The sequence below is a fragment of the Sphingobacterium sp. GW821-FHT03E03 genome (assembly GCF_059420745.1).
Genome location: NZ_JBWKUH010000017.1, coordinates 1 through 26,932, shown reverse-complemented (window position 1 = coordinate 26,932; position 26,932 = coordinate 1). Strand labels below are relative to the sequence as shown.

Here is a 26,932-nt window from a genome sequence, read left to right as displayed (position 1 = left end):
CCAATTGCTAAAAGGTAGCAAAATTACTAATCTATTTTCTAGAATATGAAAAAAAGGCAGGTTAAATAAAATTTATCTGCCATTTGTTGGATAAATAGGCATAATAATTGTAATATTGGAATGTGAAAGAATAAACGATGGCAGATTCTTGCGAGGGGTGAAGCAATAAGATTATTTTTTCTAGGGATAATAAACGATCAATATTGATCATTAATAAGGTATATTGAAAAAAACGTAACTATTTAGATATGAACTTAAAATCACTTAAATTAGGTTTGTTCACAGGAGTTTTTGCTTTGGTTGCACTTAGTGCCAATGCACAACAAAAACAAGCTGAGCATAGCAATGCCAATGTGAGAATGGGCCAAAAAGCTCTTTTGGATGGTGACTTCAAAAATGCAGAATCATACTTGACAAAAGCTTTACCACAGGAAGGCAAAGATCCGGATGTCTTGTATATGTTGGGTTACTCCCAATTTCAAAATGGTGATTATAAAAAGTCAGCTGAAACTTTCGGAAAGGTTGTCGCATTAAGCCCTAAAAATGCAAATGCATTATACTTTAAAGCGAAAGCGAACAATACACTTGCAGTTCAAGCAAACAAAGTGTCTGCGGCAAACAAAGAACAGCTGTTGCGCGTAGCGATTGAAGATTATTCAAAAGCGATCACAATCACTCCTACTGACTCTAAATTTTATCAAAATAGAGCAGTTGCAAACCGCGATTTGGGTATTTTGATCGGTACTGCTGGTACGCCTAACTACAACAAAGCAATGGCTACAGATGCTTATAATAATGCGATCAAGGATTATGAAAAAGTATTGAGTTTTGATTCTTCTAAAAAAGATATTCAAACAGAAGTCAAAAAAGCAAAAGTATATAGAGATAACCTGAAATAGGCTTACCTATAGAACAGATAAAAAAGGGAAACTCAACTGAGTTTCCCTTTTTTTGTGCAATTACCCGTCCTGCTCTTTTTATTCTTCATGCTATCCCAATGGCTTCCGATGGTTTTCCTGATGAGATTGATTCGCTCTCCAGTCTGTCTTTGACAAATTTGCAAACGAAATACTTCGCAATACTGTTCTTTTATTGAATCAACAGGAATTTAGTATATGGAAACGAATCGATTGTCTGCAGAAATGCAGGATATTTTAATCAGTCAAATGACAAAAGAAGCCGAAGCTGCACAAATTTATCTGGCTTTGGGTGTATGGGCCGATGATCAGGGTTATGGTGGGATCGCCAATTTTCTATATCGACATGCCCAGGAGGAACGGAATCATATGACCAAAATTATGGGGTACATACTGGAAAGAGGGGGGCGTCCCCGGATTCAGGCCATTTCAGCACCGCCAGCAGATCCGAAGACCTTAACCGAGTGTTTCCAACGGGTATTTAAACATGAGGTAGATAATACCGAAGCGATTTATAATATCGTCAATCTGTCTATGGAGCAGAAAGATTGGGCGACATGGAACTTTGCACAATGGTTTGTCAAAGAACAGATTGAAGAAGAGAAACTTGCTCTTGAGCTGATCGATAAATTAAAGATAGCAGGTGGAGATCGGGCTTCAGACGAATCGTTATTTGCATTAGATTCCTCATTGGAAAGCATGCCTGACGATGTGCCTTTGGCACGGGAAGGTACAGCAGATGATCCTAAATAGAAGGGGAATTGTATAAAAATAATGTCCGAGTTCGTTAAGAACTCGGACATTATTTTTTAGATTGAAGCCTAAAAATATTACTCAGCCCATTTGCCGAAAGCTACATTTTGGGAAAGCTCCGGAAGGCTATTTTTTTATGCTGAGTGGAAGGTAGATTCCAAAAGTAACATTCCTTCCCATATTATAAACACCATAAGTGGGGTTCTCCTGCGATAATCTTCCCGGACGTAGTCTGCTCAAAGCATCATAATAGCGCTTGTTAGTAAGATTAGATGCAGCCGCGTACAGCTTCACTTGTTGTTTTCCTAAGTAGAGGGTAGTACCTATTCCAGCATTGATCAGTGAATACGAATCTGCAGCCGTTTCAAAAGTTTCGTCAACGCGATTCTGTTTAAAATAATTGTCTAAACCTACCGATACATAAAAAGCATGTAATCCATTTATCTTGGGCTCGAGACGTAGTGTGTTATGTAAAACACCTGCCGGAATCAATGCCAATGGCCTGTCAAAGGTCCTGTTTTGTGCATGAGTATAGGTAAAGGTGTTGTCCAAGTGTACCCAGTTCAGTGGATGGAAGTTTAGACTTCCCTCAAAACCATAAAGATTGGCGTTCACCTGACCATAGCGATAGACATCGTAGGTCTGTTCATTATTGTCCTCATCAATGATGGTTTTTGTGTCGTCCTTTTTTGCTGAAGCATAGATAAAATTATGAATATAATTTTCATAGATCCCGATACTACCGGTGACGATGCTATGTCCAAATTCGAGGGTTGCATCCGCTTGGAAACTACGTTCAGCTTTGAGGTTCTCATTGCCGATTTCGTAGCGTGATGTACCTTCGTGTACACCGTTAGAACCTAATTCTGCTGGATTGGGCGCTCTAAAAGCCGATCCTGCATTTGCTTTGAAGTTGAAATCCTCGCTGAAACTATGTGTAAAACCTAAAGCACCGCTAATATTGCTGAATTTATTTTTAAAACCCGGGAATTGCTCCTCATCATCAACGAGAAGCTGTTTGCCCTTGCTATTGACATAATCGTAGCGTAGTCCCATATTGAAGGTGTTATCACCCCAGGTTTTTTTTGCATAGCCAAAAGCACCTAATTCGATCTGGTCATAAGCAGGGATTAGAAATTCAACGCCCTTGTTTACACTATGCTCTTGACTGGCGCTAATGCCAACGACATGCTGCCAACCGTTTCTTTCAGCTAGGTAATATTTCGCATCAAGAGAGTAGGTATTTAAATCAAAAAATAACGAGGGTGTTGCTTCCTCAAGTTCGCGACGTTGATTTTTCTGGTAGCCCAGGTCCAGTTTTAAATTTCCTGAACCGATCACAAAATTATTATTGAGCGCGAGCTTATAATGGCGGATATCCTGTTTGGGGAAATCCAATGTCCGGCTTTTGGATGTATTGTATAACGGATCTCCGGGGTCGGCATCGTAAAAACCAATGTTATTTTTGAGGTAGGAAAAATTAAGGTGTGAATACCCCCATTGTTTATTTAAACCCAGCATTCCACTGAAGCTGGTATTATTAAAACCGCTATTCATATAGCGTCCAGCTGGTGTATTGTAGGAATATGCATTTTGATAAGATCCACGTCCGCGCCATACAAAGCCGTTTTCATTGCCTGTAAGCATCAGTGAATTATTGGTCAGTCCGTTGTTGGTTGAATAACTGGATAACAGCTCGCCTTTTATTTCGCCTGCAGTGGGGACGCTGGGCTCGAGGATATTGATAACACCACCGATGGCATCAGATCCGTACATCAGTGAAGCTGCTCCCCGAAGTACCTCTACCCGGTCGGGCTGGTTTTGGTCGATCTCGATACCATGTTCGTCGCCCCATTGTTGCCCCATTTGCTTCACGCCATCATTGACCGTGACAACACGGTTATAACCAAGACCGCGGATGACTGGTTTGGAAATGCCCTGTCCTGTTGTAATCTGACTTAAACCAGGTACCTGACGGGCTAGCGCGTCGATCAGATTTGTCGCACCACCCTGTAATTCGTCTTTGGAGATAACAGAGACAGAGGTACTGTTGCGACGGCTTTGTGCAGTCACGAGCGTACCTGTAACCACCACTTCATTTGTCTCGATTATACTTTCAGTCAGTGCAAAATCGACCGATACATCCGCTGATGTCAGATCTATCGTTTTGATCAGCGATTGGTAGCCAATAAAACGTACTTCGACAAGATAACGTCCACTCGAGGGCAGTGATTTGAAGGTATAACGCCCCTGTTGGTCTGAAGAGGTACTCGAACGGAGTTGGAGCAAAGATATGGTCGCTCCAGCGATCGGTTGATTTGTTTTTGCATCTGTCACTTTACCCGATATAGTAGCGGCGTTGACAGAGAATAGAAGGAAATAGCAGACAAGCATACATATGCCGCCTTTAATTTTGAGTTTCATCTGTAAATATTTTTATGCCATCTGTCGATGGAGCCTATCCAAATGATAACCTTCGCATTAAACCTATATTTTCATCAGTCGTGAAAAAATAGCCTGTCCAATACGGAGGAATTCATCATTGAATTGCTTGATTGCTAAATAGGAGGAAGATCCAATATGAATACGCCAGCAACAATTGCCAAAACGTTGGCCTTTGCTTCCTGATCATAGTAAACAAGGCTTTCCATAAAAGCTTTGTTGTCGCATAGTGGATGAAATTTAACAAATAGGGGGACCACGATTGCCAGATAGCAATGCACTGATCATCTGGTCACTGGGTACAAAGAAACCAAATGCTATTTCCCGTTCAGGAAGAGAAATTTCACTTTGGCTAAAACGAAAGAGTAACTGTGGGTGTGAACTTTGGTCGCAAATAGAACATTTTGGATGATCTGCATGGTGTTTTTTGGGGCTGCAGTCCACTATACTTAATGCCGGCGACTCATGGGAATGGGTATAGACAATGAACTGACCGATTAAAAAGGTCATTAAAAGCGTTAACGCTGCTAATTTGTTCAATGAAATATCGCGCACTTTATTTTTCTATACCATGTCTTTGCAGACAATTAATGAGGCAAATATAAGAAAAATTATAAATAAAGCAATGTTGTTGCATTTATTTGTTTGTATTGGGGAACAAAAAATGTCTTTATGAATGCGCATAAAGACATTTTTCAGCATGAGTTATTTTTTTGATTGCACAAATCTCCCAATAATTTCATATTGGTTTGCATCGAGTCCTTGTACATCCTGTAGTTTTACAATACTGTACAATGAATCGCTATAATAATCTAGTTTTTCATTACTGTCATAGAGGGAGTTCGCAATCTTTTTATCGATTTGGATATGTTTAACCTTTTCGTTTTTACGATCAAACTCGATTCGGAGTTTTTGTATTTGCAATTCTTCCTTTTTGGCAGTAAATTCCGTTACACAATCTACGGCTTTGACATCGTAGAGTGCGGGATCAAAATTTTTGCTGATATCAGCGGACTGGAAAGCTGAAAGTTCATTTTTCCAGTTTTCAATTTTGAGCTCACGTTGTTCCTTTTCACCATCTTTATTGACGGATTTTAACACCGAAGGGTTGAGTTGCTGCAAGCGTTGTGCTTCGGCACTGAAAAAAGAGTCTACCGAAAATATATCCGTCGTCTTTTTAGCTTTCTGTTGGCCTGAGGGGGAGCTACAGCTCCAAAAAAGCAGCGCACTTCCCACCAGTAGTGGAAGTGCGCTGCTTAATTTTTTATATAAATTCTTATTCTGATACCAACACATTTCCTGTCATTTCAACGGGGATATCTACGCCCAAAAGTTTTAGAACGGTTGGAGCGATATCACCCAATTTACCATCTGCGATTTTTTTGTAGTGATCATCAATCAAGATACAAGGAACCAAATTTGTTGTATGTGCTGTATTTGGTGAACCATCTTCATTGACCATAAATTCTGAATTACCGTGATCAGCCAAAATGATAAATGAATAACCATTTTTCAATCCTGTTTCCACCACTGTTTTTGTGCATTGATCTACTGTTTCTACTGCTTTTACGACAGCCTCAAATACACCAGTATGGCCTACCATATCAGGGTTTGCAAAATTGAGGCAGATAAAGTCCGGCTGAAGAGTTTCCATATCATTGACGATTGCTTCGGTGATTCCACTTGCAGACATTTCAGGTTGAAGATCGTAAGTAGCCACTTTTGGAGAAGGCACCAAAAGACGGTTCTCACCTTCGAATTGCTGTTCACGGCCACCCGAAAAGAAGAATGTCACGTGTGGATATTTTTCAGTTTCGGCAATACGGGTCTGTGTTTTATGATTGGCTTCCAAAACCTCACCCAAGGTGTTTGTCAGGTTATCTTTTTGGAAAACAACACGTACATTTTTGAAGGTTTCGTCATAGGCTGTTAGCGTGACATAGTACAGATTTAACGGTACAAGATCATACTCAGGGAAGGCTTTCTGTGTAAGTGCAATGCTGATTTCACGACCGCGGTCTGTTCTGAAATTGTAACAGAAGACCACATCACCTTCTTGAATTGTTGCTACAGCGGTGCCATCTTCATTGACCAATGCGATTGGTTTAACAAATTCGTCTGTCACCCCTGCATCGTATGATCTTTGGATCGCAGCAACCAGGTCATTGGTTTTTTCACCTTCGGCTTTCACCAAAAGATCATAAGCCAACTTGACGCGTTCCCATCTGTTGTCACGGTCCATTGCGTAATATCGACCGATGGCAGAAGCAAAAGTTCCTGAAGTTGTTTTTAGATATTCCTGTAAATCTTTGACATAGCCGATCCCCGAATTAGGGTCGGTATCACGACCATCCAGAAAAGCATGGATAAAAACCTGCTCACTATTTAGTCCAGCATGTTTTGCTGCATCACAGAGACCTTTTAGGTGCTTGGTGTGTGCATGTACACCACCATCAGAGAGTAAACCGATAAAGTGTACTTTTTTATTATTTTCAAGCGCATATTTAAATGCGTCCTGGATAACGATATCTGTATTGAATACGCCGTCATTTACCGCTTTGTGGATACGCCCTAATTCTTGATAGACAACCCGTCCAGCGCCAAGATTCATGTGGCCAACCTCAGAGTTACCCATCTGTCCATCAGGAAGGCCAACGGCTTCACCGGAAGCTTCCAGACTTGAATTTGGGTATGTTTCCAATAAATGATCTAAAAATGGGGTATTTGCAGCTTCAACTGCATTTGATTTATCATGTTTTCCGTATCCTAGCCCGTCTAGGATCATGAGTGCAACTTTTTTCTTATTCATCGTATAACAAAGATAATCTTAATTTTAGAATCTATCAATGTGTCTTTAAAAACTTCCCTTGTTTATATGCAATAATTTTATAGGTTTGTGGCATAGTTTATGTTTACGTATAAGCAATGCTACCTAATGATTGATATATCTATTTGTGGAAACTGTTCTGTCTTATTTTGAGCTATATGAAACTTTTAAGCTATTGCGTCTTTATATTTGTTTATAGTCTTTTTATACACACTAACGCCTCGGGGCATCTTTTGAAAGATTTAAACTATTCGTCACAGCCTGTTGCATGGGGAGGAGAGGAGTCTTTTGGAAGTATTTCCGAAGAACTAAAAACCTATTTAAAGGAGGGGAATGCAAAGAATATTGCGAAATATTTTGGTTCCAATCTAACCCTGTCCCTATTGGGAGAAAATGGAGTGTATACCAAATACCAGTCCGAGATTATGCTGGGTACATTTTTTAACCAACATAAACCCAAGACCATCAAATTGACCCAGGCCAGTAATGCAAACAATGGTTATCAGTATTTCACCTTTTCATTAGCGACCGAACAAGCCAATTACCGTGTGTTTATCAAGATAAGTGCGGGATCCAATAGTCAGACAATAGAAGAACTTCGGATCGATAAAAGTTAAGTCAGACGCTATTTTTTTATCATTCTATTTTTCGATTAAAAAATTATTCCACATCTTAGCCTAATAAATTGTATTTATGGAGAAGGAAATCAAGGATTATTTGGCGCAGTTTGTAAAACAATCAGTCGCGGAAGATCTCGGAGATGGTGATCATACCTCTTTATCCACGATAGAGGTGGGAGCACAGGGAGAAGCGAAACTGATTGTTAAGGACAACGGTATTTTGGCAGGCGTAGAGGTTGCTCAGGCGATCATGAGTTACATCGATGAAACCTTGGCCTGTGAGGTATTTATTCCCGATGGAAGCCAGGTAAAAGTTGGTGATATCGCGTTTTACATTCGCGGAAATATCCAGAGTATTCTGTTGGCAGAGCGTTTGGTATTGAATGTGATGCAACGTATGAGTGGTATAGCGACGACAACCCGAAAATATGTGGAGCTGTTGAAAGGTACGGATACAGAGGTATTGGATACCCGTAAGACAACACCTTTACTTCGCGTATTGGAAAAGGAAGCGGTCAAAATAGGAGGGGGCACCAATCATCGGTTTGGATTATTCGATATGATTCTGATCAAAGACAATCATGTGGATTATAGTGGGGGGATTATACCGGCGTTGACACGCGCAAATGACTATCGAAAGAAATTAAATAAACCAATTGAAATAGAAATAGAGGTCCGAAATTTTGCGGAACTTGACGAAGTTCTTAACTTTGGCGAAGTGGACCGAATCATGTTGGATAATTTTTCACCTGCGGATGTGGCTAAAGCTGTTAAAATTATCGATCATCGATTTAAGACAGAAGCTTCTGGGGGAATAACATTTGAAACCATTCGGGCCTATGCAGAGGCCGGAGTAGACTATATCTCGGTGGGCGCTTTGACACACAGTGTCAAGAGCTTAGATCTTAGTCTGAAAGCCAAATTATTATAAGAACTGATTTAATTTAATGATATCGATTTATTTAGTAATTGCAGTATTACTAGCTTATTTGTTTGGTTCTATACCTACAGCAGTTTGGTTAGGTCAGGCATTTTATGGCGTAGATGTTCGTGAGTATGGGAGTGGTAATGCTGGAGCGACTAACACCTTTCGTGTATTAGGACCGCGTGCCGGCTCTATCGTGATGTTTGTGGATATATTCAAGGGTTGGACAGCAACAAATCTCGCCTATCTAATTGAGTTGGGCCAAAATACCAGTGATGTTCAGTTCGTTAATTTTCAGTTGGCTTTGGGTGTGATTGCCGTGATAGGGCACCTATTTCCTGTATTTGCGGGCTTCCGGGGAGGAAAAGGGGTGGCGACATTGTGTGGGATGATCCTGGCGATACATACACCGGCAGCCTTAGTTTGTGTATCGGTATTTGTCATTATCCTATTGACGACACATTATGTATCCCTAAGTTCAATTTCGGCCGGTTTTGCTTTTCCATTTAGCTTGGCATTTATTTTTAAAACTACCATTCCTTCGGTATTGCTTTATGGTATTGCCATCTGTACGCTGCTATTAATTACCCATCAAAAGAATATTGAGCGCCTGCTAAAAGGACATGAGTCCAAGATTTATCTATTCAAGAAAAAAACAAAGGCAAAAGAATAGGCACAATAATTGCATCCTAAAAAAGTATTTAATAGAATATTATGAGATAGCTGCGCTGGAGAAGCAGAGACCCTGCCGAATCTAGTCTAGACATTTCATATAACCATTGAAAACGAGACTGGGCCTGCGAGCTCATGAATGCAATTGAAACAAACACAGATGAATAATAAGATACATATGAAAAGCATGTTTAAGTATTCGGCTATCGTATTGGCCTGTGTAGCGCTGGCATCGGGGTTGTCAGGTTGTGCTACTTCAGCTGTTACTGGAAAAAAATATTTGAAATTAGTCAGTGCTGACCAGGTCAACCAACAGGCTGCGCTGGCGTACAAAGATTTCTTGTCAAAAAATAATACAAAGGTTATTACCGGTACGGCTGACGCGGCGATGGTAAAACGTGTAGGTAACCGATTGGCAACAGCTGTGAATCAATATTTGCAGAGCAAAGGTATAGCCAATAAATATAATTTCAATTGGGAATTTAATCTGGTGAAGAGTGATGATGTGAACGCTTGGTGTATGCCAGGCGGGAAAGTTGCTGTGTATACAGGAATACTTCAGGTAACGCGTACCGAGGCTGGTATGGCGACAGTGATGGGGCACGAAATTGCCCACGCCATTGAAGAGCACTCCGTAGCGCAGGCATCCAACCAGATGGCTTTACAAATGGGTGGTCAGATTCTGGGCTCAGCAGCAGGAATGACTGGTAGTAGCTCCCTTGGGATTTTTAATAACCTGTATGGTTTGGGGGGCAGCTTGGCCCAGTTAAAATTCTCACGTAGCGATGAATCTTCTGCAGATCAGGCTGGGTTAATTATTATGGCATTGGCGGGCTACGATCCAAACGAAGCCATTGGATTTTGGAAGCGCATGGCAGCGGGTAGCCAAAAAGGACAACCAGAGTTCTTGAGCACTCACCCAAGTGATGCGCGACGTATTGCCGATATTGAGAAGCAGATTCCAAATGCAATGCGGTATTACAAAAAGTAGAAAAAAATATAGGCATAGTTTATATGCTTCATGTTGAATAATAAAAAACGGGAGTGTCCAATCTTTTTGGACACTCCCGTTTTTTATTTCATTTTTTCGAATCCCCCTTATGGTCTATTTTCGACTATTCAACGCTAGCGGTTTTTTGAGGGGATCATTTCTTTGCGTTATTTTGAAAACCTGAAATTAGCAAAGTAATAAATAATATCTGCTGGTGGACTGAATGTTCCGCCAGGTTCACCACCAATGTTAATGACAATTACCCTGTTGTGTTTGTCTTTTGCCGAAGACAAATCAATGGTCACATCCTTCCATTTTGTCAGATCGCTGTCTGGAATCGGGGTGGCATTTCTGTCCAGCTCCCAGTACTCCTGACCAAAAGCACTTTCACTGGAAAATGCCCACATATAGTTCATAAATCTAGGCCACAATTTTTGAAATGCGCTGTAACTGCCAGTGAATTTAGATTTGTCGGGTGCATAGACCTTAAATTTAAGATATTTGTAGGTTGCGATATTAAATCGATATTCCTTTGGAAGTGTAAATACAAAGGAAGCACTCGCTGCCTTTAACGTTATTTTCATCGGATTCACAATATCTGTTCCCGCCGGGGCGTCCGTCGCTGGATTGACAATATCCGTTGCCCAGTTATTGTCCTGAATCTTCCCGTCTAGGAAGAAGTTCATCGGAATCAAACTTTCATCCGGAGGTGTCACCCATTCGACAATGTTTTTGCCATCATAGCGTTTCAGTAACTCGTCTATTCCTAGCGAATTGGGGATATATTTAATTTTTTTGATTATCCCCAGATCCAGCAGATCTAACATCGCTTGTGCATTCGCATTTGATATGGCCGATACATGGCGTATAAAAGGCTGAAACTTGCCACCACCTATCGTTTTGACCACGCCATTTCTATTGTAATCAAGGGTTTTAACGTTAAACAGCTCACCGCCGGTCAGATCCAATTCAGTTACATTGGAAAAATAGAATAAATCCTGTAAACTATTCGTGTGAATCGGAAAGGTCAATTTCTTAATTCCCGCAGCGACATTCGCATTGAAGGTTGTGACCCCGTTCGCGATGAGGATATCCCGCTCAGTTGGATTGAAGGTTGTCTCTCCGGTCGGTAAAGTGATATCGAGCGTCTGCGTATAGGTGATCGAGTCTACTATTTCCTGTCCACCTACTTTCGGGATGACATTATAAGACAGCTTCATTGCCACCGTTGATCCGGGATTGAGGTTTGCCGCAAATATACGCGGTGAGGCCCCTCGGGTTCCTGTAATTACTTTTCCGGTCTTATCTTTATATTCATAAGAAAGACTTTTATAAGTCAATAGGATCGATGATAGCGAGCTCGTCCAGTCGATGACCATTGCATTCGGCGAGGTCATAATCCGCGGAGAAGCGATGACCAGGTTTTTTACATCGCTTTCGGTAAATGGAATGACAGCGATTTGCTGTGGTACCGACTTATTGTCAAATTCGTCTATTGTATAGACTTTAAAGCGGTATAGTTTAGACTGCTTGAGTCCTTTGATATTTAACCAGGAAACCAATGAATCAATGATGATTTTCTGATTGTCATATTCAACAATCGTTTTTTTGGATTTTCCCATCCGGATCTGACTCGAGGGAATCCGTCCTGCCTTTATCAGATCAATTTCGACCCGTTCATAGCCTATCTTGGCAGCAATGGTATCATAGCGTTGCGGATACACAGTTTCCTCCGCATAGGGTTTTATATTATCGTACATTTTCTTGCAGGAAAAGCTAAAAGCCATTAACGTCAAGACAACTAAAAACCCAGCTATTTTTCTGAACTTATTTTTTGTTTTCATACTTTATGTCTTTGAGGTCTCTATTTAGTTACTTTTGCGTCCGTAAAGGGTGATTTCGGAAAGACAGTTCGCATCATCTAAGGTATAGTCAGATGTAAAACCCTTTACAGCTTCATACCTGAACCATCTTGTCTTCTTCGTGTACTTCGGATTATCGGGATACATATAAGCCATATCGCCAGCTTCGCCTTTCTTCACAAATTCAAGTTCACTGATTCCAAAAGGTACCGGAATAAAGTGCTCTGATACAGGTTCCCAGTCTTGTTTGGCATCATCCCAGATATACATTTTGAACCTTCCGACATTTTCGCTGCGGTAGTACTGCCCTCTGGAGATATTGGCCAATCCCCCGGAGTGCCGTTGTACGGTAATAATGCGGCTCAGCTCATAATAAGCACCCAGGTCGATGATAAAGTTCCATGGCATATTGCCATCAGCCGTTTTTCCGGTTCGTCCCCTTCCGTGGGTGTGCATAAAGTTGAGGTTGTCACCACGGTCTATGATATCGTCTATGACATAGCGCGAGCGCCCTTCTAGTCCGTCGCCAAAAGCCATCGGGACACCACCAATGAGATCAGCCGTTTTGGGTAATACCCAATCTTTTTTCGGTATTTTCGTATCTTCGAGTAGGGAAATATTCCCTTTGTCTATGATAGCGGTGGTATTCCCATAGCTGTCTTCGACACGAACTTTCACGCTTACTTTCTCTGTCGGTGGTAGCACCAGGTCGTTTATAAACCTACGGTCGGTTGGCAGATTGGACGAAAAGACTGATGTCAGGCTGCGAGGTGTGCCATTTTGGTTAAATGTAAAGTCTACATAAACATTGACGTCCTGTTTGAGCTCATTTTCCCAGTCCAGGAAGAAGGAACTGAAGCCCGGTTTCACTTGTATAGAACTGGCCACCCTCGTAAAAGCAGGTTCCAGTGACTTCACTTTTACATCCAGTGGCTCTGATCTGTTGCCGGTGCGGTCTACCGCATACAGTTGTATAGTGTATTCATCGGTGCTTGGCAATCCATATACATCTAAAGAATCCACAAAATAAGATGCTGAAAAGGTGAATGATTTGCCATTGGGATTGGTATAGACGGCATCGATGCTGATAAGGTCTTCATCCTTTGGTATATTGTAAAAAAAGCGGGCTCCACCGTATAAAGGTGTATACCTGCGCAGTTCTATCTTTCCGGGTGGCGTACTATCGTCCGCCGCCGGAGAAAATCGCTCAACCTCTTTACAGGAAAAGAAAAGCAATAGTAAACTAAATGCGATATATTGGAGATTTAATCTGATCATGTTTATCGTTATTAATTGTTACAATAAGAATTTGACGTTACCAGCCTGGGTTTTGAATAAGTTTGCCATTTGTATTCATCTCATTGAGATCAATTGGCCATAGGCAGTCCCGGATGGTGAAGCGTCTTTCCTGTTTGACATCAAGGACAAAGAATGAAGTGCCAGAGGTACCCATATGGTTCCAGCCCCATATCGGCATTGAAAACGCTGATGTCGCCCGTTTGTGACGCATCATATCCCAGAAATGGATGCCTTCAAATGCAAACTCAATACCACGTTCCTGCAGAATAATATCCCGCAGCCCCTCTTTTGAGCGATGCTTGTTGACCGTCTTGGCGAGCGAAGCGTCAGACCAGGCTTTTTCCACGGAGGGGATTCCGGCACGCTCTCGGATACGATCCAGGAGGGCATATACTTCCGGTGATGGGCCCGAATATTCGTTTAAAGCTTCCGCTTTCATCAGATATAGATCAGCCATTCGGATAATGGGATAAGGGAATTTTATCGTACGTTGCCAAGCGCCGGACTGTGACTCTGGGTGCACCATTTTTTGTGTACCTATACCCGTAGCAAAAAAGTCTGTGGTATGCTGCGAGGAGTTATAGCCGCCATGTGAATTTCCATAAAACATGGTATTGATGCGAACGGTATGTGCCCGCCAATAGCCCGCTGTAATACCCAGGTTGGCATAGAATCGGGGCTCTCTGTTCATGTATAATCTGATGGTTTCGGTATTGGGCTGCATATAACCGTTCCAGTGCGTATAGCTGCTTTCACTGGATGCCGGTGTTTTGATGATTTCATATTTGTTGGTGAAATCATAGGTCAGATCCTCATCAATAGGCAATCCATTTTCGGTGTAGTAGCGTTCGGCCATCTGGTAAGTGGCGCCCATCCATTGCCAGGAATAGGAGGGGGTATTGACAACCCCGTCACCATAGCCTTCGGGCAAACGGATATTGGAGGAATGGGCTAGTTCGCCTTCGTTGTAATAATTGAGGTTTGAATTTCCCCATACCAGTTCTTTATTCCAAGGATCCACGATAAGCATACGCAGGTTATACAATGTTTGCATTCTTTCGGGATTGGTGGTAAATGCAGGACGGTCGTAAATAAAAGGTTCTTTGGCAAAATGATAGAGTCCCAGTCCGTTTGCTTCGCACAATGTAATCGATTCGTTAAGGGCATCAATGGCTGCTTTCCATTTCTCTTTATCCTCGGCCTGCGGAAAGAAAGGTTGGCCATCACTGTCCATAAAATCGCCAAAATATTCGCGGTTGCCATTGAAAAATGGACTTGCTCTAAACACAAGCACCCTAGCTTTGATTGCTTTGGCTGCCACCTGGTCAATCTGTCCGAGGTTGTTGGATGTTACCCGTTCGGTCAGATTCGGAATAGCCTCATTCATCAGGTTTAATACGTAATTAAAGCAATCCTCTACTTTGGATCGGCTCAAAAATAATTCCTCTGGCGTGGATGTTGGGGAAGCGAGGCCCGTAGGTAGAACGATAGGACCATAACGCTGAATCAGCAAAAAAGCAAAATAGCCTTTTAGAAATTTGACTTGCGCCTTCCACTCTGCTTTTTCCCCTTCGGTCATATCACGTACTTTATCAATATTGGCCAGGAATACCTCACATTGACGTATACCCTGATAGAGCGGTTTGCCACCTTCGGTACCGGACCAAAGTCCGAGTTGAGGTGAGGTCTGCGATTGTAAACCCCGCATAATACGGATTGCCCGCAGATTGCCTGTATTGGTGTTAAGATCTAGCCGGCCGAGCCATTCGTCTCCCAGCGACCAGGAAGTGACATGCGTCTGATCATCATTGGGCAGGTAGCTGTATACTTTGGCTAGTGCATTGTAAGCTTCAACTTTGATGTTGAATATATCTTCCAGTTTTAGGGTATTGTCAGGCACCACATCAAGGTACTTGGAGCAGGAACCCAAAACGAAAGCTATTGCGATTGCGATGTATTTTATTGTTTTCATGTGTAAGTCCGTTATGCGTTAAAATGATAATTGAATACCAACATTAAACCGTCGGTTTGGCGGATAGCCGAGTCCATTTCGTCCCGATTCCGGATCCCAGAGTTTGAATGGGCTGAATACAGCCAGATTTTCGCCACTGATATAGATCCGGCTGCCTTTGCCGAAGCCAAAACGTTCTAAATTTCGCGGACTGTAACCGATTTCGAGTGATTTGAGACGGATAAAAGAGCCATCGCGCAACCACCAGGAAGATTGCTGTGTATTATTATTGATGGGGTCTGTAGACAGACGCGGCCAGAAGGCATGGGTATTGGGATTAGTTTCGCTCCAGTAGTCTTCGGCAATAATAGCCAATGCATTTCTGCGGAAAGCAAAGGGAGCTATTCCATAAGATCCAGTGTTTGGATTAGATTCAGCGGTGGAGTTAATAAAGAAAGAGACATTTTTATTTCCCTGAAAGAAGAAGGAAAAATCAAAAGCTTTATAACCTGCAGACATACCGAAACCGTATTGGATCTCCGGAACAGTAGGGTATCCCATTGGGATCCTGTCGTTATCATTGATAATGCCGTCACCATTGATATCCTTGTATTTGATATCGCCGGCCATGTATTCGCCAAAATCCTGCCTTGGAGAATTATCAATTTCATACTGATCGACAAATAGCCGCTCAGCAAGTAATCCCCATTCTTGCCTCAAATTGTGGCCGAGTTTTTTGAGGTAGGTATCTGCATAGTTTTTCTCGTCCAGTGCAAGGTATTTATTGGTAGCATAGGTGAAATTGGCCCGGGCCGAGAGCCAGAGATCTGTACCGAAGAATTTTTGATAGGTCAGCGAGCCATCAAATCCCTGTGAACTGACTTTGCCCACATTACCACTGATGGCCGCTTCAAGTCCTGCAGATGCAGGGAAGTTTTCCCGTCGCATGTAGATTTTGTTCCGCACATCTTTAAAAAAGTCCCCCTGCAATTTGAGCGACTCATTAAAGAAATTGACTTCCACACCAACATTCCATTTTTCGGACTCTTCCCAGGTGATATCTGGATTAGCGTAGCGGTTTACATTAAATCCATTATAAGCATTCATAAAATCGGTTCCCCAACGATACATAGCATTATTACCCCTTGAAATATCCGATAGGTAAAAGAAACGATCTTTCCGTTCGGCAATGGCGTCGTTTCCGACACGCCCCCAGGTACCGCGCAGTTTTAATGTACTGACGACAGATTTGAGTGGTTCAAAAAAGCGTTCGCTCGAGACCATCCAGCCTCCACCCAAGGAAGGGAAAAAACCGAAGCGTTTTTGTCCCATAAATTTTTCCGAGCCATTTAAACCATAGGCAAATTCCGCAAAGTATTTATTGTCGAAATCATAGGTTAGACGTCCCGAGTTACCCATATTGCGTTCGGGTAAGGTTTCGTAAATGGAGTTGCTATTTCCGGATGTCAGTAATTTTTCCTCGATCATACCTACGGTCATGGCGCCTAAGTTGTGATTACCAAAACTACGGTTCCAGTTAAAACGAGCCTCGAAATAATAATTGGAGCTGGCATCTCTTTTGGGCTCTACATCGCCCAGCGTTGCTCGACCTGTTGTCGGGTTGAGACTATAGAGACTGTATTCGCCTGTAATCTGGTTGTAATTTTCCAGATCGTAATAAAAGGGATCATAGCTCCTGGTACCAGCATATTTGCTCCAAGTTGTCACCGAAGCCCGGCCTTGGAGTTTCAGACCCGGTGTCAGAAATGCCAGATCCTGCATCAAGGTAGCTTGCGCTGTGATAGTATTTTCATTACGGTCTTCATAACCCCGCACCATCTCGGCATAGGGATTGTTTTTGAGTGATCCTGTTACAAAGGTGTTTCCAAATAAAGTGTGTTGCGCAAATTCGTTTTTGGCATCAGGGGAAAACACTGCCGGAAAATCAACAGGATTGCTGTTCATGACCATCCGGAAGATATCGCTTGCCGATCGGAAAGGCCCGTTATAACGCTCAAACCGACCTTGGATCCGGGTGTCTAAGGTGGTCGTTTTTGTCAGTTTAAAGATCACATTTGACCGAATAAAAAAACGATTGATATTGATATTATTATTGAAATTATTTCGATCATCGACTTTAAGCAAGCCAGACTCTTTATCAAAACCACCTGATACATAGTATGTCGCGACCTGTCCACCACCGCTGAGATTGACATTGGCTTTGGTATTGACTGTATAGTTCTTGAGCAGGGTATTGTACCAGTCAATATTAGGGAAGATCATGGGATTTTCGTTATCTATAGTCGACTGTATTTTCTGCTGGGAATAATAAGGACCAAGAATAGGATCTCTGGTCATGCGCGCCTCATTATAGAGTTTCATGTAGTCAATACCATCAACCATTTTAATCATTCGAGTCGGTGATGCGGTATTGACATCTACACGGGCATTCAATCCTACAGGACCCTCTCTTCCCGCTTTGGTCGTGACCATGATAATACCATTCGCACCACGGGCTCCATAGAGTACGGTTGCTGAGGCATCTTTTAATATGGAGAAGCTTTCAATATCATCTGGCTGCATCCGGGCGAGATTGTCAGCGGTCGATTCAAAACCGTCAATTAGGATCAATGGGGAAGCCTGATAGCCGAATGTTGTTACCCCTCGGACGAAGAACTGGGCATTATCTGCACCCGGTTCGCCTGAGTTCTGAAAGGAAATCACACCGGGTATGCGCCCCGCGAAGGCGCTAGTGAGGTTGGTTGCCGGAATTCTCAACTCCGAAGCTTTTACAGTGGTAATGGCACCAACTACTGTTGCTTTTTTCTGCGTTCCGAAGGCGACGACGGTAACTTCATCAAGACTCTTTCCATCATCGTATAATAATACTTCAATAATGTTCTGTGGACCGATGACACGGGTTTCATCTTTCTTTCCCACAAACTTAAAGATTAGGCTGTCGCCCACAATACCGGAGAGTTGAAACTCTCCATTCGCGTTGGTCTTCGTTAGCGGAACCCTGTTCTTGAGAATGGTAACGCCTTCGATTTTTTCTCCATTTGATGCATCTTTCACAATACCGGTAAGCTGCTTTTGAGCAAAAGACAGCATGGGTAGGGTAAAGAGCAATAGGAAAAGAAACAGTTTTTCTTTTCGTTTTTGCATAATGTTAGGTAATTAGGTGAATTAATTGGTTTATTTACTTCTGGGAAGATTACGCATAATGCGCTCAGCAATTCTTCCTTTTTAAAGACAAGGAGCCCCCAAGACAGGAGTTGCCCTAAAAAAATAAAAATGGTTTAAGTTTGTTTAAATAATTTGGTTATTTCTTCTTATTCAGGTTTTCTGTACAGCCTTGACTGTCTGTTTTAGCTAGTTCCCTAATTAGCTAAAACAGGGTGTAATAGTAAATGAATGCGCTATTTTTTTGCATAAAGGTTAGGTTTTAGATTATACAAATTGGTTGTTTTCAAACTGAAAGTATAAGAACTGTTGATCTTATTTTTCCTTTCATTATTGCTATAACGATTTAAGCAAGATATTGTTTGGAAAAAATTAAATTAAATGAAAAATATTACCAAAAAAAACTTCGAAACAATTTGTTTCTCTGATCGTATTGTTAGGATTGGTATAAGTAGGAGAAGAAAGAGGAGGGGATCGATAGACAACGGAATAGCGAAGCTATTCCGTTGCTAGCCTTGGAAATGCTTATGAAGATATTGTTCTGTTAATTCCAATCTATACGCCAGCGATTGCGTCATGGATACCTAATATAATGCCTACTACAAGCCCCAAGAAATTAAATCCGATCGTGATGATGGCTATGATCCCGATAAACTTATAATGTTTTTTTAGAGCCTCGAGGCAGAGTTCGAGCTGGATGCTATCGCGATTTTCGACTGCTTTTTTTGCTTTGGATCCAAAATTATAGAGGAAATAGATCGGGAGACAGGAGAAAGCCATCATCAGCAGGTAAAGTATGCCGAACGTTGATATCGTACCGGCTGAGATATATTCACCTTGATCTAATGATAGCGCACTTGCTCCGAACATCAAACTAATCATGGTTATGGCCGATAACCCAATAAGGATAAAACAGAGAATGGCCAAAAAATTGGCCCATTTAGCTGCTGAAGCTAAGAAGGAAAGTCCTGCTGGAGACAATTTAATGTCTGCGGGTTCCTGAAAAGAAGAATTTTGAATACCGACTTCCATGAAAAAAGTTGAATTATAAAGGTGTGCGAATTTCTAAAAAGTTCTCCGTTTTTTAAAACAGATTTTTATAGAAAACCAGTTCGCTCGGACAATAGTTTCTAATTTTTAAATAAATACAAGGCGTAGTAGCGCAATTGCTACAAAAAACGAGTTGATCAATAAAATTCTCGCTTGATAGAAAGTTAATGAATTTTTTTCGAAAAGTTCAAGTACACAAAGGAAGAATGTTGTTACAAAAACAAAAGGATGGATATTTAATGGTTAATGTTTGTTCTTTTTATGTTATTTTTTTATTAACTTTCTCTATAGGGTTGTTTTGATATATAATAAACAATTATATAGTGTTATATTTGATTTTATTAATATAAATTTAATTTTATGAAAAGTATTCGATTTTTGGCGCTTGGTTTAATAGCGCTTACCATTTCTTGTCAGAAGGAAAAAACTAATGAATTCAACTCAAATGAAAATTCCTTACAGAAAAAAGCAGATGTTTCAACTTCATTAAGTACTTACACTTTTGACTGGGAGAATGTAACTTATTTGCCATCAAAAAATAATACAAATCAACTACTATTGCCCTGGAAGTCAGGTACGACAACTATTAATCCAGAATATGCAGATGATTATAAGAAAATTCATGGATGGGAATTGGCCTATAATACATTTAATCCTAATGTTTTTCTGAATGATGTTAATTATAACTATTATTTTGCCTTGTATAATAAATACCGAGGCGTTTTGAGATTTTATCATTGGCTACCTTCTAGTTCAGTTGCTAGTACATATGTAGAGCATGGACTAAAGCTGTACGGAAGTTATAATTCGAATATTTTAAATTATAATGCTGTTGAGAGAATCAATCCGATAAATCAAAAATCGTTTTCTATGATTGAGAACCAAAAGCTGACTTATTCCGGAGGTACTTGGTATATTTTTGAGTATGAGATGGCTTATGATCCAAATATAAAAAATACTTCATTTCCGTCATTTGGACTTGCTTCAGTTCCTTCTTGGGTAAATTTATCACAAATCAATATAAATGGAACGTCTACTGGTAACATTGAAGGAACAATAGGGAATCCTGCTCCCAGCTTCAATTTGACTGGGCTTTTGCAAAAAGCTACTACTACTGTAGTCGGAGGGATGATTAGTTCAACAATTTTAGGTGCATTAGTTCCCAAAACTTCAACTGATAATACAGGCGAGTTAACAAAAACCTTAAGTGATGGGGGAAAAGGGGTTGTAAAAGGTATAATAAATGGCATCCTAGGTATTGGAACAACAGGGGCGTCTTATCAAAAAGTGAAGCTAAATCTTAATACCGATATAAAATTGAATGGTAGTATTACTTCCAGCGGTTCTCTTTTCGATATGAAATTTGCTATTCCAGGTCAGTCAAATAGTACAAGCATTTTTGGAGTAAATTATCATAAAAATCTAGGTGTTTTTAGTTTATCAGCAACTCCTGTAATTAGAAATAACCCAGAAGTGCATACATTTATAATAAAAGATGACCAATATAATGAAGATGAATATCATGAAGTTACTGTAAATTACTTGAAAATAGATCAAAGTAGCTTTAATATCCAATGGAACCCAGATATCATAAATAATAGTGCCGATGGTGCCCGAATAGAAAATTTGCAAATGCAGATAATGAATGAATATGCAGTGAGTGATTTTAATAATGGTATATATAGGAAAAATCCTTTTGATTTAATAAGTATAGGGAATTGGATGGGGCCGATCCAAGGTCATCAAGATTGCTATGCGGGGGGCAATATAGTAACAGAAAATAATGGTAAGCAAATTTTAGCTTTATCTAAGCCAAATTCGAATGAACCATTTATTATGGCGAGAGGAAATAGATATACTGGAGCTGTTCCTGGACTTAATGAGTTAGGAGTAAGGTTTGTATTTGATGTAGTACCAAATAACGGATCCCCACGAACGAAAATAATAAAAACGTTCACAGCAGAAACCAAAATTTATTAAATAACAAAGATGTAGTTATAGCTTTCACAGGCTTATTAGTCTGAGAAAGCTATAAAAACTTATGCTATATAATCATTTGTGAAATGTTGTATTCAAAAGTTTATTTTGTTGTTACAATCAGAAAAGCCCGCAAGAGTGTGGAAAACTATTTTATATAGAATTGGTTCTTTGGAAATGGTGGTTTAAAAGGTGTTATAACGTTTTTTTTATTAAAAAATTATGTGCGAAAGTAAGGATTTTCGAATAGATGGAAGGAAGTAGATGTGCTATAGTATGTTAAGTTTATATTAAGTCCTTTGTTATTTGAAATCTCTTAGTAATTTTGCTTAACATTTTTTAACAAATCACATTATATGAAAAGATCTTTACTCTTTTTCGCTCTTGTAATGGCCAGTTATGGTGCTGTACAAGCTCAGGTCACGACAAGTAGCGTTACAGGTATTGTAAAAGAAGCAAACGGCAGTCTAACTTCAGGAGCTACAATCAAGGCAACGCACGTGCCATCGGGAACGGTTTATTCGGGGTCTTCGAATGCTGCAGGTCGGTTTAATCTGCCAGCGATGCGTATTGGCGGTCCTTACAAAGTAGAGGTAACCTATGTAGGACAACAGCCTATTGTGTATGAAGATATTTATTTAAAGTTAGGGGAAGCTTTTTCACTTAATCCTGTTTTTACAAATTCAGGTACAACTTTAAATGAAGTTTTAGTAACAGCAAAAGGTGGTAAATTAAATGCTACAAAAAGTGGGGTTGCAACAAATGTTGGATTAAAGCAAATTCAAGAGTTGCCGCAAATCAGCAGAAGTATTACAGAATTTACTCGTATGACTCCTCAGGCTAATGGAACTTCGTTTGCGGGTAGAGACTCTCGTTACAACAATCTACAGATTGACGGTGCAAATTTTAATAATGGCTTTGGAACAGATACAAAGAATCCTTTACCTGGGGGGAATTCACAACCTATTTCATTAGATGCAATCGAAGAAATATCTGTTAATATCGCGCCATTCGATATTACACAATCGGGATTTACAGGTGCAGGAATAAACGCGGTTACAAAATCCGGTACTAACCAATTTCACGGATCTGTTTATGGGTATTATAATAATCAGAACCTCAATGGGTTTAGAATCAATAAAAAGAAAATAGATTACGGTGAAGGCACAAAACAAAATTATGGTTTTACTTTAGGTGGACCAATCATCAAAAATAAATTATTTTTCTTCGTAAGTGGTGAACGTGAAGCTGCTACTGGTGTTAATGCTTCTGGTGCGAACTTATGGAAAGCATCTCAAGACGGTGTAGCAAATGTTGCTCAGAATATAACCAGAGTGAAAGAATCAGATTTAATTGCTGTAAGTGAACATTTAAAAAACGTATGGGGCTATGATCCTGGAAGATATCAAGGCTATGCTGATGAGGCAAAACAACATGGTAACAAATTTTTAACTAGAATTGATTGGAATATTAGTGAAAAACATAAGGCTTCCTTTAGATATAATTTACTAAAAGGAACCTCGATGCAACAAGCGAATTTTAACTCTGGACCATCTCCAAGATCCGCTTCAGGTAGGGTAAGTGAAAATTCAATGGTATTTGAAAACGCTAATTATTCTTTTGAAAATACAGTGAGTTCGTTAGCTGCAGAGTTAAATTCTAACTTCAATTCACAACTTTCAAATAAGTTTTTATTTACTTATACACGGGTACAGGATAAGCGAAAATCACCTAGTAAAGGATTGTTTCCGTTTGTTGATATTTGGGATGGTAGCAGTTCAGGAAGCAACTATATGAGTTTCGGAACAGAGTTGTTTTCTTATTTGAATGACGTTGTAAATGATAATTTTTCATTTACCAACAACTTAACTTATTCAATTGGAAAACATACATTTACTGGTGGTGCCGCATTTGATATACAGAAATTTGGTAACTCTTATACTCGTTCAGGAACAGGTTATTACCGTTATGCTTCCGTAGCAGATTTCTTAAAAACAGGCACTCCAGAGGAGGTCGCTCCAATAATGTATTCGCTTACTTATCCTTACGAAGGTCAGGATACATATTCGAGAATCAGTTACGGTTTAGCTTCTCTTTATGCTCAAGATAAAATTACTGTAAATGATCAATTTAATGTGACGGTGGGATTGAGAGCAGAATTGCCGATTTATATGAATAAACTCACTCCTAATAGCTCGATTGATGCATTAAAACTATTAGGAGTCGATGGGAATGAACGTAACTATGCATCGGGTAAATGGCCTAAATCACGTGTTATTTTGTCTCCGAGGGTAGGTTTTAATTATGATGTATTTGGAGATAAGTCCTTCGTGGTACGAGGTGGAACCGGTATTTTCTCAGGTCGTGTACCATTCGTATGGTTAACGAATATGCCAACAAATGCAGGTGTTCTACAAAATGTATTAGAACCCAAAAGTTATGACGATGTAGCAGGTTGGATTGGAAAAGTTCAATTCCATCCGGAGGATCCTTATTATTATGTAAAAAATCCAATCTATTATAAAGATAAAGAAGGTAAAGACGTAACGCCATTTATTACAAATCCAAAGGACGGAGCTCCTGATTCGTTTGCTTTGGTCGATGATAATTTTAAAATGCCAACAATTTGGAGGTCAAGTATCGGTGCAGATTATAGAATCCCTAATACACCAATAACTTTAACCACTGATATTTTGTATACTAGAGATGTAAATGCGGCATATCAATTCGGGGCGAATAGAAAAGCAACAACTGAGAAAATGACTTATGCAGGTGTAGATCGTGACTTTTATCCAAATAACGGATCTTACCAATATAATCAATCTATCGGTGGAAACAGTGCGGTCGTTTTAACCAACACAAAAACTAAAGGGCATGCTTTCTCTGCTACATTTGGAGGTTCATTATCACAATGGAACGGCTTATCTGGATCTATTTTTTATACGTATTCAGAAGCTAAAGAGGTTTCTGCTAATAATGGATCTAATGCAAGTTCTGCATGGTTAGGCTCTCCTGTAATAAACAGTCCTAATCAAGATTTTTTAAGTATTTCTGACTATGCAATTCCTCATCGAATTGTTGCTAATGTGAGTTATACTATTAAAAACACAACATTAGGTATTTATTATAATGGTGCTAATCAAGGGCGTTTCTCCTACTATCATAGTTTTGACTTAAATGGTGATGGAATTACAAATGACCTAATCTTCCTCCCGAAGAATACTAGTGACATGAAATTTGCCAATATCATGAAGGGATCTGACGTTTTGTTCTCTAAAGAGCAACAAATTGAAGCTTTTGATAAGTTTGTTAGCGATAACGGATTAGAGAAATACAGAGGGCAAATTTTACCGCGTAATCAATTCTTAATGCCTTGGCTGAATAGATTTGATATTCGTTGGACACAGAATTTGTTTAACAATATCGCAACAGAGAAAGATAAATTACAATTCACAGTGGATATTATAAATGTTGGTAATTTATTCAACTCTAAGTGGGGAGTACAAGATGTAATATTGACTAACGGAAGAGCAATATTAGGTAAGGTAGAAAAAAATGCTGTAGCTGATCCAACTTTCCAAATGTTACAATATGATGGAAAATTAGTTACGTCTCCTTTTGTTCCGGCGAGTACAACGGCAACAACATGGTCAGCTATGATTGGTTTGAGATATTCATTTTAGATAGTACGTCAGTAAATAGAAAGCCTCAGGAATTTGTTCTTGAGGCTTTTTTGTGTTTCTGAAAATCAAAAACCAAAAAGGAAATGTTAGCCTAAATAAATTAATCTATATTTTGTTCTCTCCAATCAAGTATTTTCCTACTTTCTTTACTATTTTTTCTGAGCTTACTCGGGTCTTGCCCGGCATTTGGCAGACAATTTTCCTCCTGCTTCCTTACAGTGGTATACCAACATTGTGAAAAATATAGGGGAATAGTAGGTGAGACTTGACGTAATCGTAGAAGATCTTTTAAGGAAAGCGTCTGTATAGTAATTGCTATGTTAAATACTGGTTAAATACTGATGTCGATTAATATGAATGATTACTTTCGAAAAAGAAATGATGAAGTGATTTAAACTAAGAATTGTATAGCATAAATTGAATATTATCAAAAAAACAAGATATGAAAGCAAAATTTAAAGAAGTCTAAACGATATTTTACCCTATTTCTTATACTTGTTGATATTGAGTTTTTGCTTGATTATCAGGTAAAAATGATCTGTCCAAAGAGTTCGCGAATTAATTTTCCACAAAAGAAACTGGGCATATTAATTAAAAACTGCATTTCGAAATTTAAGTACTTTATCTATCACATGGAAAATGCATGTTGGTATAAGATTATATATATTGACTCAAAGAGACGTCGATTATAGAGATCCTAGCGATTATAGCTAGGATTTTTTTTAACCAGTAACGAAAGGTAATTATTGTTTGAAAATAACGTTGCTCATTAATTAGGTCCCTAGGTTCTTTATCGTAAAATCTGGTAGTGGTTTATTATCATGTCATTGAAGTGTTTGAAACAACCTTGCTTTTTATTTTTGCCCCTTTTTCTGTAGTAGGTTGAATGTGTCTTATTGAATAGTTATGTAATGTTAGAAATAAGCTTTTTGATGCCTTGTTTGTAAACTTAATGAAAATTAATTGTTATTTTTATTTATTTAATTCCTTTTTTAATAGTATTTATGTATGTTTATTGATGTATATTAATCGCCAATTAAATTTGTAAATGTTCAGGCTATTTCTATTAATTGTTTTTTTTGGAAACATCAATTTATTGATGGGACAAGATAATGAAACGGAGATGATGAGTAAATCTTCTTTTTATATCATGCCTAAAATGGAACTATATAATTTAGCATGGATGGTTCGCGATAAAGATTTCTCTTCTAGGTTGACTTGGCATAATAATTTAAAAGCTGGTTTGTCTTTTGGCTATGAGAGAGTAATTTTAAATAGGATTTTTTTTTCGGAATTAGAGATTTTAGGGACGATTTCTGGGGGTGGTACAGATGTCGATAAATTTAGCTCTGGCGCTGAAATAGAATCCAAATTTCAGAGCGATAGAAGTATGTTTGTCAATTTACAGATTGGGGCGGAGTTAATTAAGAAATCGAAAGAAAAACTTGTAGTGGCCTTTGGGTTGGATAAAGATAATTTAAAATTGCACTCAAAGGCCGTTCCGGATTTGGATAGCAGATATATTATCAAAAAATATAATCTTGAAGTAAATTATGGGCGTACAATTAACATATTAGATATCATTTCAGAAATCGGAATTCAGAGTGGAATAGGTTATAATTATGCCATTGCTACTTGGAACAAAATCGAATCTCTAAAACAGCCAAAAAGTTTCGATCACTCATTACTTGTTTACAGTCTAGATATAGGTTGTATGGTTCAGGTTTCTACAAATCTTTCTCTAAATATTTTGTTTGGGAACAATTTTTTAATATCAGGT

General features: G+C 39.5%; 18 protein-coding genes. 9 read left to right on the top strand and 9 right to left on the bottom strand.

Going from position 1 to position 26,932, the window contains the following annotated elements; translation table 11 throughout:
- Window positions 1–248: 248 nt before the first annotated feature.
- Both AC07UV_RS17515 and AC07UV_RS17510 read left to right on the top strand, forming a co-directional pair.
- Complete coding sequence (locus AC07UV_RS17515) at window positions 249–899, top strand: tetratricopeptide repeat protein (protein WP_495184660.1); 651 nt, start codon at window positions 249–251, stop codon at window positions 897–899.
- 216 nt (window positions 900–1,115) lie between these two features.
- Window positions 1,116–1,670, top strand: coding sequence for a ferritin (locus tag AC07UV_RS17510; RefSeq protein ID WP_282249778.1), 555 nt, complete (start codon window positions 1,116–1,118; stop codon window positions 1,668–1,670).
- 126 nt (window positions 1,671–1,796) lie between these two features.
- Here AC07UV_RS17510 and AC07UV_RS17505 read toward each other — a convergent pair whose 3' ends face one another.
- The 4 genes from AC07UV_RS17505 to gpmI all read right to left on the bottom strand — a co-directional run bounded on the left by AC07UV_RS17505 (window position 1,797) and on the right by gpmI (window position 6,921).
- Window positions 1,797–4,094, bottom strand: coding sequence for a TonB-dependent receptor (locus AC07UV_RS17505; protein ID WP_495184659.1), 2,298 nt, complete (start codon window positions 4,092–4,094; stop codon window positions 1,797–1,799).
- Window positions 4,095–4,352: 258 nt separating this feature from the next.
- On the bottom strand, window positions 4,353–4,652 hold the full coding sequence (locus AC07UV_RS17500; protein WP_495184658.1) for a hypothetical protein: 300 nt from the start codon (window positions 4,650–4,652) through the stop codon (window positions 4,353–4,355).
- Window positions 4,653–4,817: 165 nt separating this feature from the next.
- Window positions 4,818–5,408 (bottom strand): hypothetical protein, encoded by a 591-nt coding sequence (locus AC07UV_RS17495; protein ID WP_495184657.1) that lies wholly within the window; start codon window positions 5,406–5,408, stop codon window positions 4,818–4,820.
- On the bottom strand, window positions 5,389–6,921 hold the full coding sequence (gene gpmI, locus AC07UV_RS17490) for a 2,3-bisphosphoglycerate-independent phosphoglycerate mutase (RefSeq protein WP_282249774.1): 1,533 nt from the start codon (window positions 6,919–6,921) through the stop codon (window positions 5,389–5,391). The genes AC07UV_RS17495 and gpmI overlap by 20 nt, the downstream gene beginning before the upstream one ends.
- A gap of 251 nt (window positions 6,922–7,172) precedes the next feature.
- On the opposite strand from gpmI, the gene AC07UV_RS17485 reads away from it, so the two are divergent.
- The 4 genes from AC07UV_RS17485 (at window position 7,173) to AC07UV_RS17470 (ending at window position 10,147) form a co-directional block, all read left to right on the top strand.
- Complete coding sequence (locus AC07UV_RS17485) at window positions 7,173–7,556, top strand: DUF4783 domain-containing protein (protein WP_282249773.1); 384 nt, start codon at window positions 7,173–7,175, stop codon at window positions 7,554–7,556.
- A 76-nt stretch (window positions 7,557–7,632) separates the two neighbouring features.
- Entirely contained in the window at window positions 7,633–8,490 is an 858-nt protein-coding gene (nadC, locus tag AC07UV_RS17480) for a carboxylating nicotinate-nucleotide diphosphorylase (protein ID WP_282249772.1), read from the top strand.
- Between the two features lie 16 nt (window positions 8,491–8,506).
- Complete coding sequence (gene plsY / locus AC07UV_RS17475) at window positions 8,507–9,157, top strand: glycerol-3-phosphate 1-O-acyltransferase PlsY (protein WP_282249770.1); 651 nt, start codon at window positions 8,507–8,509, stop codon at window positions 9,155–9,157.
- 159 nt (window positions 9,158–9,316) lie between these two features.
- Window positions 9,317–10,147 carry a M48 family metallopeptidase gene (locus tag AC07UV_RS17470; RefSeq protein WP_223583481.1) on the top strand — a complete coding sequence of 277 codons (831 nt, stop codon included), beginning with the start codon at window positions 9,317–9,319 and terminating at the stop codon, window positions 10,145–10,147.
- 167 nt (window positions 10,148–10,314) lie between these two features.
- Here the strand turns inward: AC07UV_RS17470 and AC07UV_RS17465 are convergent, their stop codons facing one another.
- From AC07UV_RS17465 to AC07UV_RS17445, 5 genes are all read right to left on the bottom strand, one after another.
- Window positions 10,315–11,991: a DUF4998 domain-containing protein gene (locus tag AC07UV_RS17465; protein ID WP_495184656.1), complete on the bottom strand. Its 1,677-nt coding sequence runs from the start codon at window positions 11,989–11,991 to the stop codon at window positions 10,315–10,317.
- A 24-nt stretch (window positions 11,992–12,015) separates the two neighbouring features.
- Window positions 12,016–13,287, bottom strand: coding sequence for a DUF4959 domain-containing protein (locus tag AC07UV_RS17460; protein WP_282249764.1), 1,272 nt, complete (start codon window positions 13,285–13,287; stop codon window positions 12,016–12,018).
- A gap of 37 nt (window positions 13,288–13,324) precedes the next feature.
- Window positions 13,325–15,280 (bottom strand): RagB/SusD family nutrient uptake outer membrane protein, encoded by a 1,956-nt coding sequence (locus tag AC07UV_RS17455; RefSeq protein WP_495184655.1) that lies wholly within the window; start codon window positions 15,278–15,280, stop codon window positions 13,325–13,327.
- Window positions 15,281–15,298: 18 nt separating this feature from the next.
- Window positions 15,299–18,424: a SusC/RagA family TonB-linked outer membrane protein gene (locus tag AC07UV_RS17450; RefSeq protein WP_282249762.1), complete on the bottom strand. Its 3,126-nt coding sequence runs from the start codon at window positions 18,422–18,424 to the stop codon at window positions 15,299–15,301.
- A gap of 573 nt (window positions 18,425–18,997) precedes the next feature.
- A complete protein-coding gene (locus AC07UV_RS17445; protein WP_495184654.1) occupies window positions 18,998–19,474 on the bottom strand; it encodes a hypothetical protein in 477 nt (158 codons plus the stop codon).
- 378 nt (window positions 19,475–19,852) lie between these two features.
- Between AC07UV_RS17445 and AC07UV_RS17440 the strand changes: the two genes are divergently transcribed.
- The 3 genes from AC07UV_RS17440 to AC07UV_RS17430 form a co-directional block, all read left to right on the top strand.
- Complete coding sequence (locus tag AC07UV_RS17440; protein ID WP_495184653.1) at window positions 19,853–21,472, top strand: hypothetical protein; 1,620 nt, start codon at window positions 19,853–19,855, stop codon at window positions 21,470–21,472.
- A gap of 353 nt (window positions 21,473–21,825) precedes the next feature.
- Window positions 21,826–25,152: a TonB-dependent receptor gene (locus tag AC07UV_RS17435; protein WP_495184652.1), complete on the top strand. Its 3,327-nt coding sequence runs from the start codon at window positions 21,826–21,828 to the stop codon at window positions 25,150–25,152.
- Between the two features lie 1,099 nt (window positions 25,153–26,251).
- Window positions 26,252–26,932, top strand: a 681-nt coding sequence (locus AC07UV_RS17430) for a hypothetical protein (protein ID WP_495184651.1), incomplete at its 3' end; no start/stop codon positions are given.

What these genes read in the sequence shown, in the direction of transcription:
- AC07UV_RS17515 (WP_495184660.1), top strand. Translation starts at nt 249, where the DNA reads ATGAACTTAAAATCACTTAAATTAGGTTTGTTCACAGGAGTTTTTGCT.
- AC07UV_RS17510 (WP_282249778.1), top strand. Translation starts at nt 1,116, where the DNA reads ATGGAAACGAATCGATTGTCTGCAGAAATGCAGGATATTTTAATCAGT.
- AC07UV_RS17505 (WP_495184659.1), bottom strand. Translation starts at nt 4,094, where the DNA reads ATGAAACTCAAAATTAAAGGCGGCATATGTATGCTTGTCTGCTATTTC.
- AC07UV_RS17495 (WP_495184657.1), bottom strand. Translation starts at nt 5,408, where the DNA reads ATGTGTTGGTATCAGAATAAGAATTTATATAAAAAATTAAGCAGCGCA.
- gpmI (WP_282249774.1), bottom strand. Translation starts at nt 6,921, where the DNA reads ATGAATAAGAAAAAAGTTGCACTCATGATCCTAGACGGGCTAGGATAC.
- nadC (WP_282249772.1), top strand. Translation starts at nt 7,633, where the DNA reads ATGGAGAAGGAAATCAAGGATTATTTGGCGCAGTTTGTAAAACAATCA.
- plsY (WP_282249770.1), top strand. Translation starts at nt 8,507, where the DNA reads ATGATATCGATTTATTTAGTAATTGCAGTATTACTAGCTTATTTGTTT.
- AC07UV_RS17470 (WP_223583481.1), top strand. Translation starts at nt 9,317, where the DNA reads ATGAATAATAAGATACATATGAAAAGCATGTTTAAGTATTCGGCTATC.
- AC07UV_RS17465 (WP_495184656.1), bottom strand. Translation starts at nt 11,991, where the DNA reads ATGAAAACAAAAAATAAGTTCAGAAAAATAGCTGGGTTTTTAGTTGTC.
- AC07UV_RS17460 (WP_282249764.1), bottom strand. Translation starts at nt 13,287, where the DNA reads ATGATCAGATTAAATCTCCAATATATCGCATTTAGTTTACTATTGCTT.
- AC07UV_RS17455 (WP_495184655.1), bottom strand. Translation starts at nt 15,280, where the DNA reads ATGAAAACAATAAAATACATCGCAATCGCAATAGCTTTCGTTTTGGGT.
- AC07UV_RS17450 (WP_282249762.1), bottom strand. Translation starts at nt 18,424, where the DNA reads ATGCAAAAACGAAAAGAAAAACTGTTTCTTTTCCTATTGCTCTTTACC.
- AC07UV_RS17445 (WP_495184654.1), bottom strand. Translation starts at nt 19,474, where the DNA reads ATGGAAGTCGGTATTCAAAATTCTTCTTTTCAGGAACCCGCAGACATT.
- AC07UV_RS17440 (WP_495184653.1), top strand. Translation starts at nt 19,853, where the DNA reads ATGAAAAGTATTCGATTTTTGGCGCTTGGTTTAATAGCGCTTACCATT.
- AC07UV_RS17435 (WP_495184652.1), top strand. Translation starts at nt 21,826, where the DNA reads ATGAAAAGATCTTTACTCTTTTTCGCTCTTGTAATGGCCAGTTATGGT.